The 17,008-nt window shown below is 56.0% G+C and carries 10 protein-coding genes; 7 read left to right on the top strand and 3 right to left on the bottom strand.

What is annotated here, in order from left to right:
• Positions 1-76: 76 nt before the first annotated feature.
• Positions 77-3,082 (bottom strand): sulfatase-like hydrolase/transferase, encoded by a 3,006-nt coding sequence (locus tag EC9_RS15410; protein WP_145346621.1) that lies wholly within the window; start codon positions 3,080-3,082, stop codon positions 77-79.
• A 171-nt stretch (positions 3,083-3,253) separates the two neighbouring features.
• Between EC9_RS15410 and EC9_RS15405 the strand changes: the two genes are divergently transcribed.
• From EC9_RS15405 to EC9_RS15395, 4 genes are all read left to right on the top strand, one after another.
• Complete coding sequence (locus EC9_RS15405; protein ID WP_145346620.1) at positions 3,254-3,856, top strand: sigma-70 family RNA polymerase sigma factor; 603 nt, start codon at positions 3,254-3,256, stop codon at positions 3,854-3,856.
• A gap of 453 nt (positions 3,857-4,309) precedes the next feature.
• Positions 4,310-4,552 carry a hypothetical protein gene (locus EC9_RS26565; protein ID WP_218934168.1) on the top strand — a complete coding sequence of 81 codons (243 nt, stop codon included), beginning with the start codon at positions 4,310-4,312 and terminating at the stop codon, positions 4,550-4,552.
• The gene (locus tag EC9_RS15400; protein WP_218934167.1) at positions 4,549-5,955 is read left to right on the top strand and encodes a hypothetical protein; all 1,407 of its coding nucleotides are present in this window, start codon (positions 4,549-4,551) and stop codon (positions 5,953-5,955) included. The genes EC9_RS26565 and EC9_RS15400 overlap by 4 nt, the downstream gene beginning before the upstream one ends.
• Before the next feature lie 271 nt (positions 5,956-6,226).
• Positions 6,227-8,971 (top strand): serine/threonine-protein kinase, encoded by a 2,745-nt coding sequence (locus EC9_RS15395; protein WP_145346618.1) that lies wholly within the window; start codon positions 6,227-6,229, stop codon positions 8,969-8,971.
• A 148-nt stretch (positions 8,972-9,119) separates the two neighbouring features.
• Here EC9_RS15395 and EC9_RS27335 read toward each other — a convergent pair whose 3' ends face one another.
• Together EC9_RS27335 and EC9_RS15385 are read right to left on the bottom strand one after the other, a co-directional pair.
• Positions 9,120-9,326 carry an NAD(P)H-hydrate epimerase gene (locus tag EC9_RS27335; protein WP_391556728.1) on the bottom strand — a complete coding sequence of 69 codons (207 nt, stop codon included), beginning with the start codon at positions 9,324-9,326 and terminating at the stop codon, positions 9,120-9,122.
• Between the two features lie 200 nt (positions 9,327-9,526).
• Positions 9,527-10,792, bottom strand: a complete 1,266-nt coding sequence (locus tag EC9_RS15385) for a redoxin domain-containing protein (RefSeq protein WP_145346617.1) — start codon at positions 10,790-10,792, stop codon at positions 9,527-9,529.
• A 612-nt stretch (positions 10,793-11,404) separates the two neighbouring features.
• Between EC9_RS15385 and gdhA the strand changes: the two genes are divergently transcribed.
• The 3 genes from gdhA to EC9_RS15370 all read left to right on the top strand — a co-directional run bounded on the left by gdhA (position 11,405) and on the right by EC9_RS15370 (position 16,114).
• Entirely contained in the window at positions 11,405-12,832 is a 1,428-nt protein-coding gene (gene gdhA / locus EC9_RS15380) for an NADP-specific glutamate dehydrogenase (RefSeq protein ID WP_449314237.1), read from the top strand.
• A gap of 29 nt (positions 12,833-12,861) precedes the next feature.
• A complete protein-coding gene (locus EC9_RS15375; RefSeq protein ID WP_145346616.1) occupies positions 12,862-14,502 on the top strand; it encodes an acetolactate synthase large subunit in 1,641 nt (546 codons plus the stop codon).
• 172 nt (positions 14,503-14,674) lie between these two features.
• A complete protein-coding gene (locus EC9_RS15370) occupies positions 14,675-16,114 on the top strand; it encodes an aldehyde dehydrogenase family protein (RefSeq protein WP_145346615.1) in 1,440 nt (479 codons plus the stop codon).
• Positions 16,115-17,008: the final 894 nt, after the last annotated feature.

Genomic DNA, 17,008 nt, shown 5'->3' with positions numbered 1-17,008 from the left:
AAACTCTCGACGAGTTCCGCTACGAAGGGGCCGTGGCAACGAAACTCTTGACGAGTTCCGCTACGAAGGGGCGGATTTACCTGGCTCGGCGGCCTCGACCGTTCATTGGATCGAGCTCGCCCCAATAACCGCCGATGATGTGGGGGAATTTCCCAGGCGTCACGTGATAGTGTGGGCCGCGGATTGCGTCTTCGTGCAAGTTGAAATCGTTGAGTGGGTTTTGTCGATTGTCTTTCGCCAACAAACCATCGGCTTCATAAGGTCCGTAGACAGGCAGGCCGTCGAACGCAAATCCAATCACCGATGAGTGCATCTTGCCTTCGTCGCTCCACGGCGTCTTCACACAAACTGGATACTTGTGATAGTGATACGCACTCTGTGGACTTGGGTGGCCACAGCAACGATCCAATCGCCAAACCGCATCGGTCTCGAAAATGTGGTCAAACGGATTGAAGAAGATCACTCCATTCGTGGCGACGCCGATGGGGCCCATTGGCAAAGCCCCGTTGGCGTTCTTGTCGTCCATCGCGATCGGATCGGACGCCATCTTCGGTTCCTTAGGCAAGTACCAAGTGTTCGCCTTCTCTTGGATGTAGGAGGGATTCCCGTCCAGCATGCGCCACTTGTCGGGGAAGGTCGCGGTCGGATGGTTTGGCAGATTGCGACTTCGCATCACGATGTGATCTTTCGTCACCGAAATGACAACGGCGTAGGGCTTGGGCTCGTCCTTCTCGACGATGTTGCCTTCAAAATCTTTATAGCCGGCTCGCAGCCACGACGACATGTTCCCCGCAAACGGAGCCTCAAAGCGATCCGATTTGTAAAGCAACTGATCGGCATTGGTGTAATCGAACTGCTTGGGAAGTCGCTTCGCTCCGCCTTGCGAATCGAAGTACCAGCGTCCGCCAAGTGCCACAAGCGAATTCGGATCGGGCTGCGGGAATTGTCGTTCAGCGTTGGCTGGCGCTTCGTACTCGGCGGGTACTGGAATCGGTTGCAGGTTGACCGAGTTTACCCAGAACTCGGACTGCTTCCCTTTGCCGGTTCCATCGGTGAATCCGACGCTCAACTTGACCGAATCGATCTCAGCGAAGGGAGTCCGGAAATCCATCGCGTAGGTGCGCCACGTTCCCAGCCCAAGGCTCGCATTGGTCCCTTCATCTTTAAAGTCTTTTCGCTCTTGGACAACCTGCGGGTAAACCCGCGTCTTGATAAAGTCCAACGAACCATTGCGTCCCTTCTGGAAAAACTCGACCTTCAAATACAAGTTGTCTTTGTCGACAGCAAAACCGTCTTGAGCCATGCCGAGAATGTCGAAGCGGTACCAGCGGTCTGCCGGCTTGATATCGTTGCTGACGATGGAAGCTTCACCGGCCAACTGCTTGTCGCCGTTGAGATCGACCGCCGACATCAACCGAATTCCTTTACCGTTCGATTCCGTCAGGCGGTTTCCCAAGATTCCAAAGTCCGCATCGCCTTGAAGCTGCACACCAGCCAGCGACGATCCTTCGACGACACTCCTCTCCGTAGCGGAACTCGTGGAGAGTTTCGATGGTGTGTCGAAACTCTTGACGACTTCCGCTACGACGGGGGTTGCAGGTTGGTCGGCGGCGACTTGTTGTTTGAACTCCGTCAGCTCGCCTAACAAGTCGGCAACGATTTTGCTGTGGCGTTGAGCGAGGTTCTGCTGTTCGCTAGGATCGGCGACGATGTCGTAAAGCTCCACTCCCGCAGCGGATTGGATCAGTTTCCAGCTGTCTTGAAAGATCGCGAAGTCTTCTTCGGCGATCACGATTTGGCGTGGTTTGGATCGCCCGCTGACAAGATTGGGCCACAGGTTTTCGCCGTCGAGCGGCTTGTCGCGGAACTCGTCAAGAGTTCCGGTTTTATCGGACCGCCGAAAGTCTTGACGACTTCCGCTACCGGTGCCGAGTTGGACACCGACGGCGCCGGCCAAGGTTGGCAGGAGATCATGGATTGCGATCATCTGATCTGACACGGTCCCTGGCTTCACGATGCCGGGTGCATGAATGATGCAGGGAACGCGAATCGCTCCGTCATAAACCTGCCGCTTCTGTCCACGCAGCGGAGCGTTGGTTCCCATCCGCGCCGCGCCGTTGTCCGATGCAAATACGATGATCGTATCGTCGCGCATCCCCTGCCTCTCGATGGCGGTCATGATCTTCCCGATTCCTTGATCCATCGATTCGATCATCGCGGCATATGTCGCACTGCGTTCATCGAGTCGACCGCGGTACTTGGCAATCAGGTGCTCGGGAGCTTGAAATGGACTGTGCGGAGCGTTGTAGGCAACCACCATACACAACGGCTTTCCCCCGTAGCGGAACTCGTCAAGAGTTTCGGTCGACTCCGTTCCTTGTCGAGCGTCTTGACGGTTTCCAGTCCGGTTGCTGGGACGAAAGTCTTGACGACTTCCGCTACGGCGGGTTTCGATGATCCGGATCGCTTCACGAGTCAGCAGGTCGGTGGCGTAGCCCTCTTCTTCGACCGCCTGGCCATTTCGCTGCCAGTCGATCTGGCCTCGTCCGTTTGTGTGTTTGTAGTAGTCGATCGAAGCATCCAGGAAACCGTAGAAGTGGTCGAAGCCGCGACGAGCGGGGTTGTGCGCCACGTCTGTCGAGCGGCTCAAGTGCCACTTCCCAACCAATGCGGTTTGGTAACCGGCGTCCTGGAAGTCGGCTACCAGTAATCGTTCGCTCATCGGCAGCCCCTCGTCCCGGGGACGAACCGGTCCGGTAATTCCGTAACGATGCGGAAAACGCCCGGTCAGCATCGCGGCCCGAGCTGGACTGCAGGCTGGGTAGGCGTAGAAGCGGTCCAACTCCAGCCCTTCGCTTGCCAGTCGATCGATGTTGGGCGTCTCGGCAACTCCTCCATGAAAACCGACGTCGCCCCATCCCAGATCATCGGCTAACAGGATCACGACGTTCTTTTGCGGCGGCGTTGCGTCAGCCTGATCGCGCTGCGCCGATGCGGTGCTGCATTCCAACAGTCCGGCCAACGCAGGCAGCATAAGAAGAGCGGATGTGCGGAGCGTAAGGAGCGATAGGATTGGTTTCATTGTCGTTGTTCGCTGGTAGAATGGGCGTGGCGTCGCGGAACTCGTCGAGAGTTTCGTGGTTCAATCCAGGAATCATGTTCGGAAGTCTCAACGGCTTCCGCCTCAACTGCTGATTCCTGAACTCATAAACCCGCGTTCTCCGAACGATCTACTGGCTATCTGAAAAAATTTATGGCCGACGACCTCGAAGAACGACTCAAACATGGCGACACCGCCGCGTTTGGCGAGTTGTTCACTCTGCATCGGCCGCGAATTTGGCAGATCGTCCACTTTCGCCTCCGCGACAAAATTCGTGGCCGCGTCGATCCCGATGACGTGGTGCAAGAAGTCTTTCTCGAGGCAGAGAAGCGACTTCGCCACTACATCGACGGCGACTTCCCGTCGCTGTTCCTGTGGCTGCGACTAGTAACCGGCCAGACGCTCAGCAAAATCCATCGCACGCATCTGGGAACCGAATCGCGAAACGCTTCGCGAGAGGCCGCCCCAGCCGGCAACAACGTGTGGGGCAACACATCGCTTTGCCTTTCGCAGCGTTTCATCGCCCACATGACCTCGCCCAGCCAAGCTGCGGTTCGCGGGGAACTGATCGACGAAGTGCGGCGAGCGCTCGCAAACATGAACGACATCGACCGTGAAGTTCTGGCGCTGCGGCATTTTGAAGAGCTAACAAATCAGGAAGTGGCGATTGAATTGAACATCAAGCCGAAGGCGGCAAGCATCCGCTACATGCGAGCGTTGGAACGCCTCCGCGTCGTCCTGGAAGCGCTCTCGTAGCGGAACTCGTCAAGAGTTTCGACCACTCTCTTTATTGTCAGGTTTTACTGTGGCCAACGAAAGTCTTGACGACTTCCGCTACGCGGGGGCGGGCGGAAAAACTTTTCAATTGTCAGTAGATCTGTCGCGGCGGCGGGGTTTAGTTCCGTAGGTCATTCCGAAACCCCAGATAGTGAGCCAGCTCAATGCGACGTTTTCGATTAATTGTTCCGCTGTTTTGTTTCGCGTTCCTGCTGAGCGATTCGCTGGCAAGCGCTCAGCCACCGGGAAGGGAGCGAGCCGGTCGAGGGCAGGGTGGCGCCGGAATGGGGGGCCAACAGGGCGGTCAGCAGCCCCCATGGGTTGCGATCTTCGATACCAACAGAGATGGAGAGCTATCGAAAGCGGAAATTAGGGATGCGGCGGCTTCACTGTTGAAGCTGGATCGAAACAAGGACGGGAAGATCGGCGGCGATGAATTTCGCCCCGCCGGAGGTCCCGGTGGACCTGCGGCAATGGGCCAGCGGGGAGCCGCGGGCAGACCTCGAGGCGGCGGGGGAGGACGCGGTGACGCAATGGGAGTTGGACGAGGTCAAGCTGGCGTGCGTGGTCCGGGAGGCGGCGGCCGTCCCGGAAATGGAGGGCCTCCCGGTGGAGGCGGCGGGCGCGGTGGCGATCCGGGACAAGCAGATGCTGCGTTCGTCGCGCAGATCATGACGCTCGACGCAAACAATGACGGCTCGATCGCACTGGACGAATTGCCCGACCACATGCTCGAAGCTTTTGCAATCGCCGACGCAGACAAGAGCGGATCACTCGACGAAAAGGAGCTGGTCGTACTGGCGGCTCAATTTCGTCGCAACCAACTCAATCCCGAAGGTGGGCAGCCTGTAAAAAATGCTCCAACCCAAGCTCGAGCTCGCGAAGGCAGAGGAGAGACCGGAATGCAAGGACAGCGAGAGTCGCGACAACGCGGCGGTGGCGGGCAGGCAGCTCGCGGTGGCGGCCGACCTCGCGACAAAGTTCGCCCCCGCGATACGGAATTCCAAGAGAAGTTTACGGTAGGCTCGACGCTGCCGGAATCTCTACAGCTGTATAATACGGATCGCGAACTGGTCGCTGCTAACAGCATCTTCGACGCAGAGTACACAGTGATCGTGGGCGGTTGTTTGACTTGTCCCGAGTACCGCAATTCGTATCCGGAGATCGAAGCGGTCGCCGCAGATTACGCTGACAAAGGAGTGCAGTTCTACTTCTTGTATCAATCGCTAACCCATCCTGAGAACTGGGGCTTCGTTCAGCCGACATCGATTCAGGAACGGTTCGCTCAGGTTGAGCACGCAAAAGAGTTGCTGCAGACATCGATCCCGTGGCTGACCGACACGATGGACAACGAGATGAAACAGCATTTCGGAATGACGCCAAACTCACAGTTCGTCTTCGATCGCGACGGCAAGATTGTCCATCGCGATTCGTGGGGACGAGGTTCTAGCCTGCGAGAGTCGTTGGAAAAACTGGTCGGTCCTTCCCCAAAAATCACAACGGTCGCGGATCTGAATCTGCCACAGTTTGGACGGCACAAAACGTCCCCTGCGGACATGCTGGTCGAACGCAAGTCGGTCGACGGAATCGCCGTCCCTTTGAAAGTCGCCGCCGGTGGAGAAGCATTGAACGTCAAAGATCTGCTTTCTTCAAACTTTGCCAAATCCAGCCGCTACGCCAAGCTGCGTCCCGAAGCCGATCAACAACTGTTGAAGACCGGCACCGGAAAACTGTACCTCGGCTTTCGTCAGGATCCGGTGCTGGGAGCTGAATGGAACAACCTGGCTTCACCGCCGCGATATCGCGTCACCGCCGGTGGCGTAACGGTGACACCAGCGATGGCCGAAGCAAAAAAGCTGAACGTGGAATCGGACACCGAACCGCGCGAGTTCTTGCTCGACGTGCAGAACTGGGAAGCCGGCAAACCGATCAAGGTGGAGATTCAGTACTTCGCCTGCAACAAGAAAGAGGGCTGGTGCAAAGCGGTTGAGCAAGAATTCACCATCTGGCTCGAACAGGATCCAACGGCCGGCATGGTCAATGGTCGAACTCATTTCCCCGGCGGCCGGAGAAGGTAGGTAATATTTGCGTAGCGGAACTCATCAAGAGTTTCGTTAGATTTGCGTCCCTCCAGGTAGCGGAACTCGTCAAGAGTTTCGACGTCAACCAGAATCTTCGTAGCGGAACTCGTCAAGAGTTTCGGAGTTTGACGATCCGCCGCGAAAGTCTTGACGACTTCCGCTACGGTAAATGTAACACCCACGAAAGTCTTGACGACTTCCGCTACGATTGATATTCCGATCACCGTACTAGAGAACTGATATGCAACGCTTCATTGCGACTCGCTGAATGGAAATATCCGACACGACCGACGACGTTTTGGAAATCGTCGATGTCCTCGCGAGCGACTTTATCGCCCGTTATCGCGAAGGTGATCGACCGACGGTGGAGGAATACGCGCATCGACATCCTGAGTTAAGCGATTCGATTCGCCGAATGTTTCCGCTCGTTGCCTCGATTGAACGGATAAAGATCGGTGAACAGGTCGCCGAAGACGGAAGTGCAACTCTTGCGGGCCGCGTCCTTTCGCAACTCGGCGACTTTCGTATCGTTCGCGAAATCGGTCGCGGCGGAATGGGAATTGTCTTTGAAGCCCATCAACAATCGCTCGACCGTACCGTTGCCATCAAAGTGCTGCCGAAGCAAAGCCTGCTGGACGACGAGGCACTCGCGAGGTTTCGCACCGAAGCGACAACCGCCGCCGCGATGCATCACACCAACATCGTGCCGATTTATGGAACCGGTGAGTCCGACGGTTCGCACTATCTAGTCATGCAATTGATCGATGGTGAGTCGCTCGACACGGTGATCGCGAACGGTCGTACGACGTCTTGTACCGACGCAGCCCGCATCGGTCAGCAGGTAGCAGATGCGATCGCCTATTCGCACGCCAGCGGTGTGCTCCACCGCGACATCAAACCCGCCAACATCCTGATCGAAGCAGATGGTACGGCGCAAGTCACCGATTTTGGATTGGCAAAGAACGTCGGAACCGATCTCACAAACTCACGCAGCGTCAGCGGCAGCCTGCGCTACATGGCTCCCGAACGATTCGCAGGAATTTCCGACCAGCGAGGCGATGTCTACGCGATCGGTCTAACGCTGTACGAATTGCTCGCTGGACGACCGGCGTTTGAGGAGAGCGACGCCGAACATCTGATCGGTTCCATCACCAATCCTCGCCTGCAGTCGATCCAAGCGATTCGCTCCGACGTTCCAATCGATCTTGCCACGATTGTCTCCAAGGCGATCCAAGTCGATCCCGATCTGAGGTATCAGTCGGCAGCCGATTTGCGCGACGATCTCGGGCGATTCCTCTCGGATCAACCGATTCATGCTCGCAAGATCTCCGTTGCGGGCCGCCTTGTTCGCTGGGCGGGACGCAATCCGAAGCTGGCGGCCGCGATCACAGTCGCTGCGGTCGCACTATTGGCAGCGACGATCGTCTCGACGATTGCTTACGCAATCACATCAGCGGCGAACCAACGCTCCGTCATCGCTTTGAAAACATCGGAGCAAACCGTCGACCTTGCGCTACAATCGCTCGATGGAATTGTCGACGTGGTGTCCGGAACGCCAGCTTCGTCCAGTATCGCTATCGACGATTCGTTCGATGACGACTCGCTCCCAAACGTCGGACTCGAACCCTCGCCCGTTTCAGCGAAGATTTTGGAACGCCTGCAACCCATCTATGAACGACTGTCGCGGCAATCGCCGACTCGCCCCGACATCATTCTGCAAATGGTGGACGCCAGCATCCAGCTTGCGCGTATTCAACACGCATTGGGTCGAACGCCCGACAGCATCGAAACGCTAAATGCCAGTGTCTCCCTGCTCAACCGTAGCGGAAGTCGTCTAGACTTTCGTCAAACACCCGACCGTCGTAGTGGAAGTCGTCAAGACTTTCGACAATCCTCCACTCGCACCTCAAACCAACAAGACATTCGTCAACCACAACCCGCGAGCCCGACGGACGAAAGTCTTGACGACTTCCGCTACCCTGCGATTCCCCACGATGATTTGTACTTGAGACTCGCTAGGTTGAACAACGACCTCGGCGAGATGCACGCTGGCGAGTTCCGCCGTGAGCTGGCAAACGCGTGCTACGAATCAGCTATCGAAGCCGCATCGATACTGGACGGTTCCAACATCGCGGGCCGGATCGAACTCGCTCGGGCACATCTGAGTTTGGGAAATCGACCGCCACAACACCGCCGTGGCGAATCGCTTACCGTCGAACAAAGAGCGGCCGATCTCTCGCACATCAGTCGCGCGATCGAGATTTTGCAGAGCTTAAAAGACTCGCAGCAGCAATCTGCAACAATCAATATCCTGCACGCAAGAAGCCTACTCGCCAGATCCCGCTCCACCCGGCCCGTAGCGGAAGTCGTCAAGACTTTCGATTCCCCCAACTCCGCACGCGGTTCCTCCGAAACTCTTGACGAGTTCCGCTACGCCGGGAACGGGAAACGTCGTGATTTTCGCGAAGCCGTTTCGATCTTACGCGACCAGCTGTACGCAACGCCGGACGATACCAACGTGCGGTTCGAATTGGTCGCAACGCTGGCCGACGTAAACGTTCGCGGACTCCGCTCGCCAGCTCGAACGCACGAAGTCTCGCAGCGACTGCGCGAAGCGTTAGACGAACTTGGCAAGCTGCGAACCATAAATCCCAACAACGCTTTGTTCCAGGCATCTGAAGTTCACCTGCGGCACAAGATTTTCGCAATCGCGAGAAGCCAAGATCAGTTCGATGAGGCGGACGCGATGCTCAGCGAGGCGATTCGGTTGCAAACCTGGCTCATTCAAACATGGCCTGACAGCGTTCGACATCGTTGTTGGCGTGCGATGCTGTACCGAAGCCAAGCAACGCTGTACCGACAGTGGGGAAATCCTGGAAGGGCGAAAGACGCCATCGCAAACGCGAAGGCTGATCTCGATACAATCGACGGAGAATACTCCGATCACCCTCTAGTAACTCGAACTCGCGATGCGATCACCCAACTCACCAATGCGTCCCCGTTTCCCGACTGACGTGTCGACGATGCCACGGGATAGAAGGAGCCGCTGCGACAGTAGTACGCGAGGCGCCGAGCCTCCCTCAGAGGAACTTTAACCGAAGTTTTACGTGTTCCTTCAAACGCTGCGTTAGGTCAAAGAAACAGGGTTTCGCCTCGCACGTCTAAACGACGGGTAAACGAATCTTGCGGGATAAGGGGAAGGATACGGAATCGTTCGCTCCCCAACAGTGGAGTCGCCGCGCGGCAACCAATGCACCAACGCCATTACCGCCTTTGCCTGCGAGAACAATCACATTCTTGCCGTGAAGCGAATCGTCCAAGAATCGAGTGGAAGCTTGTCGGGCCAAACCGCGGCCTGCGTGTTCCATCATTTGCAGCAACTCAATCCCATAGTCCTCGATCATGGCACGATCGACCTCAAATATTTGTTCCGTTGGCAGCCGCGGTACCGAACTGGCGGCAACTTTTGGGAAACGATCGGTCGTATTGGACACTCTTATTCATCGAACGTGTGGTTGACCCGAGTTGCGTGCGTCGGTTGGAAACATCGAACCCGTACGAAAACGCCCTACTTGAGACGTCGGGGATGCTCAAAGCTAAATTCTTCTGACTTGATCATCTCTAGTGTTTCATGCAGTGACGGACGATCGCCCCAGAATGTCCCGTAGTAGGTGAGACGCACGCGTCCTTCCGGATCGATGATGATTGTGGACGGTCTGTTTACATACTCGGCGTGCACGGCAAATGACATCGGGTCGACGCCGTACTGAGCACCTACCCCACCAGCCAGATCGCTTAAGTGGGGCCACCAGACGGATCGCAGATATTTCTGCTGAAACGAAGCTTTCGAAAACCAGTAGTCTGCATCTTTTTCCTTTCCAACCATCAATCGACAGCGATAGAGATCGTGACACTCGATCGTTGCAACCACAGCATTGGCTTCATCAAACTCCTTTTTCATCGACATCAATTCTTTAAACTCTCCGTGACAAACGGGACACCAATCGGCGAAGATCCAAATCAGCACTGTCCATTTTCCGTTGCCAGCACGACTCAGTTGCCACGGATTTCCCTCGCTGTCACTTAATGTGAAATCCGGAGCAGGCTGGCCGACTTGAACTTGTTTAAACGAAGCCTCGTCCAATGCTCGGAAGGCGGCAAGTTGCATCTCTGTCGCCCCCAGCCGCTTCTCGATCTGGTCAATCGCTAGTTCGGATTGGTGTCGAACGTCACGCGATTTGTCTCGTTCAAAAACCTGGCGTAACAATTCAAGCGACTCCACCGACTCCAATTGGCCTAGCGACATCGCCGCCTGCGAACGAACAAGTGCCATTGGGTCGGCCTCCAAAACATTTTGTAACGCACTGGCAGCCTCCTTTTGACGCGCGATTCCTAATGCTGCTGCCGCAATTTGCCGTACGTGCGGATCGTTGTGCTCCAGCCCCGCTACGACGGCATCCAGTTGTTTGGGCAGCGAACGTGTCAAGTCACGGATTGCCAACAGGCGGACCTTCCAATCATCGTTCGCGAGGTCGCTAACGCCATTCTTCGCTAAGACACGATCATTTGTAAACGATCCATCTTCATTAAGCGGCTGAAACTCATGTGTGTTAACACGATCGAAGATCGCGGCTGTTTGGCCAGCCACATCAGTGCCCGTCGACAATGCGATCACGATGAAAGCGACGTACGACAAATTCGAGTGAGAAACCATTGCTGGATCTTTCCGATTTTCACGCTTGCCCAAAACAGGCTTCACTCCGTTGTCGAGCCCGCCGACGGTGGTGTGTCTGCGTCGGTCGATCGATACTGCCGAACCCAATGTTTTTTGCATTCTCAATGCTTCCTCTTCTTGAACTCAGGTAGATGTCGTTGCCGCGAGTGGCCTTGATTATACGTTGCAGCGGATTGCTGGCTGTGTGTGTGTGCTCACAGACGACGGCTCAACGACAGGCACCGCTGTGACGCATTTCCTGGCAGTTCCAGTTGCCAAGAAGCAGGCAACAACACCGCCTCGCCAATCGTCAACGGCTCATTCAGTACCAAAGCTACGCCACTCAGCTAGAGGAACTTGACCTCAACCGCGCCCAGCTAAAGTTGGTCCGCTCAGCGGGGGAGTCGCCACTGAGAGGACAAGACAGCTTTGATTTCTAACACCAAGTGGTGTAGCCGGTGCACCGATACAGTCATTGACATATCGCCGGCCGTACTGAAAGCGAGAGAGCGTCAATGACGCTCAAACAATTCGGCTCCGTCAAAATCATGATTCCCCGCGACAAATTGAGTGATTCAAAGCACGAAGCACAGACAGGCTTTCGATCGCTCGACACAGGTCTGCCTAAGATTTCCCGCGAATTCCAGTCGCGTCCGAGCATCTTGCTGTAAGGAGCTTGCGTTTCCCACGTCAACTTCACAGAGCCCCATCGCGGTCAATTACGGCGGAGTGTTGGGGCCGGTAGACACGTCCACCAAACGGCAAGCCATCACCACGGAGATTGGAAACACCATGCCCAACAAAGCCACTTGGATCGACACGTGCTCAGATACCGAATGCTTCATGCAGGGGCTTGAACGTCGGAATCCCGGGGAACTGGAGTTTCATCAAGCGGTGCGGGAGTTCGTCGAAACCGTCATGCCGTTCGTGCTAAAACATCGCAAATACAAAGATGCTCAGATACTCGAACGGATGACAGAGCCGGATCGAATCGTCATCTTCCGCGTCACTTGGGAAGACGACGCAGGCAACATTCGAGCGAATCGGGCGTGGCGTGTGCAATTCAACAATTCGATCGGCCCGTACAAAGGCGGAATGCGGTTCCATCCCGACGCGACGTTGAGCGTCCTGAAGTTCCTCGGCTTTGAGCAGACCTTCAAGAATAGCCTGACGGGGCTCCCGATGGGCGGGGCCAAAGGGGGCGCGAACTTCAACCCCAAGGGAAAGAGCGATCGCGAAGTCATGCGATTCTGTCACTCGCTAATGATTGAACTCCATCGCCACATTGGCGAAGACACGGACGTTCCGGCTGGAGATATCGGCGTTGGGGCTCGTGAGATCAGCTATCTGTTTGGACAATACAAACGACTTGAAAATCGCTTTGCGGGTATCTTGACCGGCAAGGGGCTGACCTTCGGCGGCAGTCTCGTCAGGACCGAGGCAACCGGTTACGGATGCGTCTACTTTTGTGAGAACATGCTCAACCATATTGATGACAGTCTCAAGGAAAAGACATGCGTGGTATCGGGATCTGGAAACGTCGCGATCTACACCGCTGAAAAGGCTACCGAACTGGGCGCAAGGGTCGTCGCCATGTCCGATTCATCCGGCTTCATTCACGATCCAGCGGGCATTGATGCCGAGAAACTGGCTTTCATCAAAAATCTCAAGGAGGTGCGTCGGGGACGAATCGCGGAGTATGCCGATAAGTTCGAGGGCGTCACGTTCCTTCCCGAAGAACGTCCTTGGAATGTGCCGTGCGATGTCGCCTTTCCGTGTGCCACGCAGAACGAGATCAGTCTGGACGATGCGAAAGCGTTGATTGCCAACGGAGTCAAAGCTGTCTGCGAGGGAGCCAACATGCCTACCGAACTGGCGGGCGCTCATGCATTTTTAGGAGCCGGGATTCTTTACGCTCCGTCGAAAGCCGCGAATGCCGGCGGTGTTGCAGTCTCGGGTTTAGAGCAAAGCCAAAACGCACTGCGACTTTCGTGGAGTCGTGAAGAAGTCGACGAGAAGCTGAAGACCATCATGCGTGATATCCACGACAAGTGTGTTGAGCATGGTCAGACCGACGGATTTGTAAACTATGTACTTGGCGCAAATATTGCAGGGTTCATCAAGGTCGCCGACGCCATGCTGGCTTACGGCGTCGTCTAAATCGAAGAACTGCTCAAACAGGAATCACCATGAAAGCGTCTGATCTATTTGTCAAAGCCCTGGAGAACGAAGGCGTCGAATTTGTCTTCGGCATTCCAGGCGAAGAGAACCTCGATTTCCTCGATTCACTGTCGCGGTCGAATATCCGGCTGATCCTCACCCGACACGAGCAAGCTGCCGGTTTCATGGCAGCAACGTATGGACGCCTGACGGGCAAATCGGGCGTTTGTCTTTCCACGCTCGGGCCGGGGGCAACAAACCTAGTAACGGCCGCCGCATACGCTCAGCTAGGCGGCATGCCGATGCTAATGATCACGGGGCAAAAGCCGGTCAAGACGAGTAAGCAAGGTCAGTTCCAGATCATTGACATCGTCGACATGATGCGTCCGTTGACGAAATACACGAGGCAACTTGTCAGCGGAGCCAACATCCCATCGCGAGTCCGCGAAGCGATGCGTCTGGCACAAGAAGAAAAACCTGGCGCTGTGCATCTCGAATTGCCGGAAGACATCGCCGCCGAGCAGGTCGACGAGCAACCGATCCCCGCCAGTCTCGTTCGGCGGCCGGTCGCTGAAGACAAATCCATCCACGCGGCTGTAGAGATGATCCGTGCTGCCGAGTCGCCCCTGTTGTTAGTGGGGGCCGGAGCCAACCGCAAACGGACATGCAACATGCTGCGGAAGTGGGTTGCCAAGTTGGGTATTCCCTTCGCGACGACTCAGATGGGCAAAGGCGTCATTGACGAGCGAGACCCGTTGTTTCTCGGCAACACAGCCCTTTCGTCGAATGACTTCGTCCACCGCGCGTTCGAGGCGGCCGACCTGATCATCAACGTCGGCCATGACGTGGTCGAGAAGCCGCCGTTCTTCATGCACGCCGGAGGCGTCAAGGTCATCCATGTCAACTTCTCGTCGGCCTCTGTCGATCCGGTCTACTTTCCGCAAGTCGAGGTCGTCGGCGATATCGCGAATAGCATCTGGCGGTTGATGGAGCAGCTAGAGCCGCAGCCGCACTGGGATTTCTCTCGCTTCATGACCGTTCGCACAGCCGGTGAGACCAGCGTTGCCCAAGGTTCCGACGATGATCGTTTTCCGATCTATCCGCAACGGCTAGTTGCCGACGTCCGGCAAGCAATACAAAAACGCGGAATCATCGCACTCGATAACGGTATCTATAAGATTTGGTTCGCACGAAACTACAAGGCAACCGCGCCCAACACGGTGTTGCTCGACAACGCCCTGGCAACGATGGGAGCCGGGCTGCCGTCAGCGATGGCGGCCAAACTGGTTCATCCGGATCGGCAAGTGATGGCGATCTGCGGCGACGGTGGCTTCATGATGAATTCACAAGAACTGGAAACGGCGGTGCGGTTGAAGCTCGATCTCGTCGTCCTTGTTCTCCGCGATGATGCCTACGGGATGATCAAATGGAAGCAGACGAACATGGGGTTGAAAAATTTTGGCCTGGACTACGGCAACCCTGACTTCGTGAAGTACGCCGAAGCCTATGGTGCAAACGGGCATCGCGTCGCGTCGAGTGAAGCACTACTGCCGTTGCTGTCCCGCTGCCTGAATTCGCCCGGCGTCCACCTGGTCGAAGTCCCCATCGATTACTCCGAAAACGATCGCATTTTGAATCACGAGATTCGAGAACTCAGTAGCAAGATTTGAATGATGCCGTTAACGCATTGTATACAAATAGGAGAGCCAGTTTGAAACCGAATCCGCCCGCAAAATCGATTCAAGAGCGACGCACATTTGACATAGGATGCGTCTACGACCTCGACCGCGGTCAAGATCGTACCCGACCGAGGAATACCCAAATGCCAGTTCCGGAGAAACCATGCTAACGAACTCATACCCCTACTATCTTGCGAATGAACCCGTCGCTGCGAATCAGGACCTGGTCGTAACGGACAAGTACACAGGTGAAGCTGCAACGAAAGTTGCATTGGCCGACTCCGCGGCGATTGATCGTGCGATTGCCGCCTCGGTTCAAGCCGCCGAGCCGATGCGCCGCATGCCCCCTTACGAACGACAAAACGTATTGAACCATTGTGTGGCCCGATTCACCGAGCGATCCGAAGAACTGGCGATGTCGCTGTGCATCGAAGCGGGCAAGCCGATCAAAGATAGTCGTGGCGAAGTGTCTCGCCTGATCGATACATTTCGCATTGCGGCGGAAGAGTCGGTGCGGATTGGCGGCGAAGTTATGAACCTAGAAATCTCACCGCGTGCACGCGGCTATCGCGGGATGTACAAGCGAGTGCCGATCGGCCCGTGTTCGTTTATCTCGCCGTTCAACTTCCCGTTGAACCTTGCCGCTCATAAAGTCGCCCCCGCGATCGCTGCCGGTTGCCCGTTTGTCTTGAAGCCGGCCAGCCGCACGCCGATCGGAGCGTTAATCATTGGCGAGGTGCTCGCGGAAACCGACTTGCCCAAGGGCGCGTTCTCGATCCTTCCTTGCCGCCGCGACGGGGCTGACTTGTTCACAATGGACGATCGCTTGAAGTTGCTTAGCTTCACTGGTTCGCCGGCCGTCGGCTGGGATTTGAAGGCTCGTGCTGGAAAGAAAAAGGTTGTGCTGGAACTGGGCGGCAACGCGGCCTGTATCGTGGACGCCGATTCCGATTTGAACGACGTGACGCAGCGGCTTGTCTTCGGCGCGTTCTATCAATCGGGGCAGAGTTGCATCGGCGTGCAACGCATCCTGGCCCACGACAGCATCTACAACGAACTGCGCGACCGGCTCGTCGCGGCGACCATCACGTTAATAGCTGGCGATCCGAAGGAAGAGTCAACGTTCATCGGCCCCATGATTTCCGAGCAGGAAGCCGCTCGGCTCGAATCGTGGATCACGACTGCCGTGCAGGCCGGTGGAAAACTTCTCTGCGGCGGAAAACGAGACGGCGTGATGCTCCACGCGACGTTGCTTGAAGACGTGCCCCAAGACCAAGCCGTTTGCACGCAAGAGGCATTCGGTCCAGTCGCTGTGATGAGCCGATTCAACAACTTTCAGGATGCATTGAATGAAGTCAACGACAGCGTGTTCGGATTGCAAGCGGGCATTTTCACACGCGACATCTACAAGATCCAACAGGCTTGGGACGAGTTGGACGTCGGCGGTGTGGTGATCGGTGACGTGCCGAGTTGGCGCGTGGACAACATGCCTTACGGCGGTGTCAAAGACAGCGGTCTTGGACGAGAAGGAGTTCGATTCGCGATGGAAGACATGATGGAACTTCGTAATCTTGTGATCCGCACTCCCGGCAACACCATCTGATTTACCCCACGCACGGACGAATCCCATTTCCTGATCGACTTCAGCGACTCAAGCTCGCTCTGTGCCTCATGACTCTCACCATTTGGGTCTGATCAATTCAACAGTCTGGAAGCTCTGGGGGCGCCTTGGCGTTGCAAACCGAGTTGTTACTGACAGGATTGATAGGCTGGTGTCCGATCTATCGAGCATGCCGAGTTCGTACTACGCGGACTGCTGAAGATGATTGACAAGCGTGAACTCATCCTCATTGGTATGCGTCGACTCTTCCGCCATATTCGTGTTCTGCGTTACCAACAACACAGACTCGGATGTCTCGTCGCGCCGACGTCCAGCGAAGCACCACGCTCCCAACAGACATTTAGAAGCGAACAGAAAACCACAGGTTGGGTCGGCACCGCATTCTAAAGAAACCAGTTTTCTGTCCGGCTCTTTTAGAACTGGATGCTTAGTTGAAGTGCTCCAATCACTGGCTCCGCGCCACAGGTCGGAGGCCGACAAATCTAGTGCCGGCGGCGTGAGCCACCGGTTGCTCGTGTGCGAACAAACAAACAGTCCGGAGGCCGACACATACCGAAGGCCCACATGTACCGGCCTTCGGCCTTAGAAGGGGACATAAAACCTCTGGTTGGTTCGGCACCACATTTTTAAAACGCGGTTTTCTGTCCGGGTTTTAGCCGAAGCGTTGAATGTAGCGATGTCGAAGTCATGGTCAGAACGATGGCATTGAGGGTTCAACACGCGCTGTACGGCGACACGCGAAACTAGACAGTTGTGGTACCCAGTTCGTTTGGAATCGACGGTGACGGTTTCGGAAAGAGAGCAGGGCGGTCGGCATTTCCGCTGACGACGTTAAGTTTCGCAAGTTTTGAAATCAGTTGTTGAGCGATGCGAAGC

Source organism: Rosistilla ulvae, assembly GCF_007741475.1.
GTDB lineage: Bacteria > Planctomycetota > Planctomycetia > Pirellulales > Pirellulaceae > Rosistilla > Rosistilla ulvae.
Note: the sequence above shows the minus strand (reverse complement) of the source record. Positions and strands in the feature narration are given on the sequence as shown.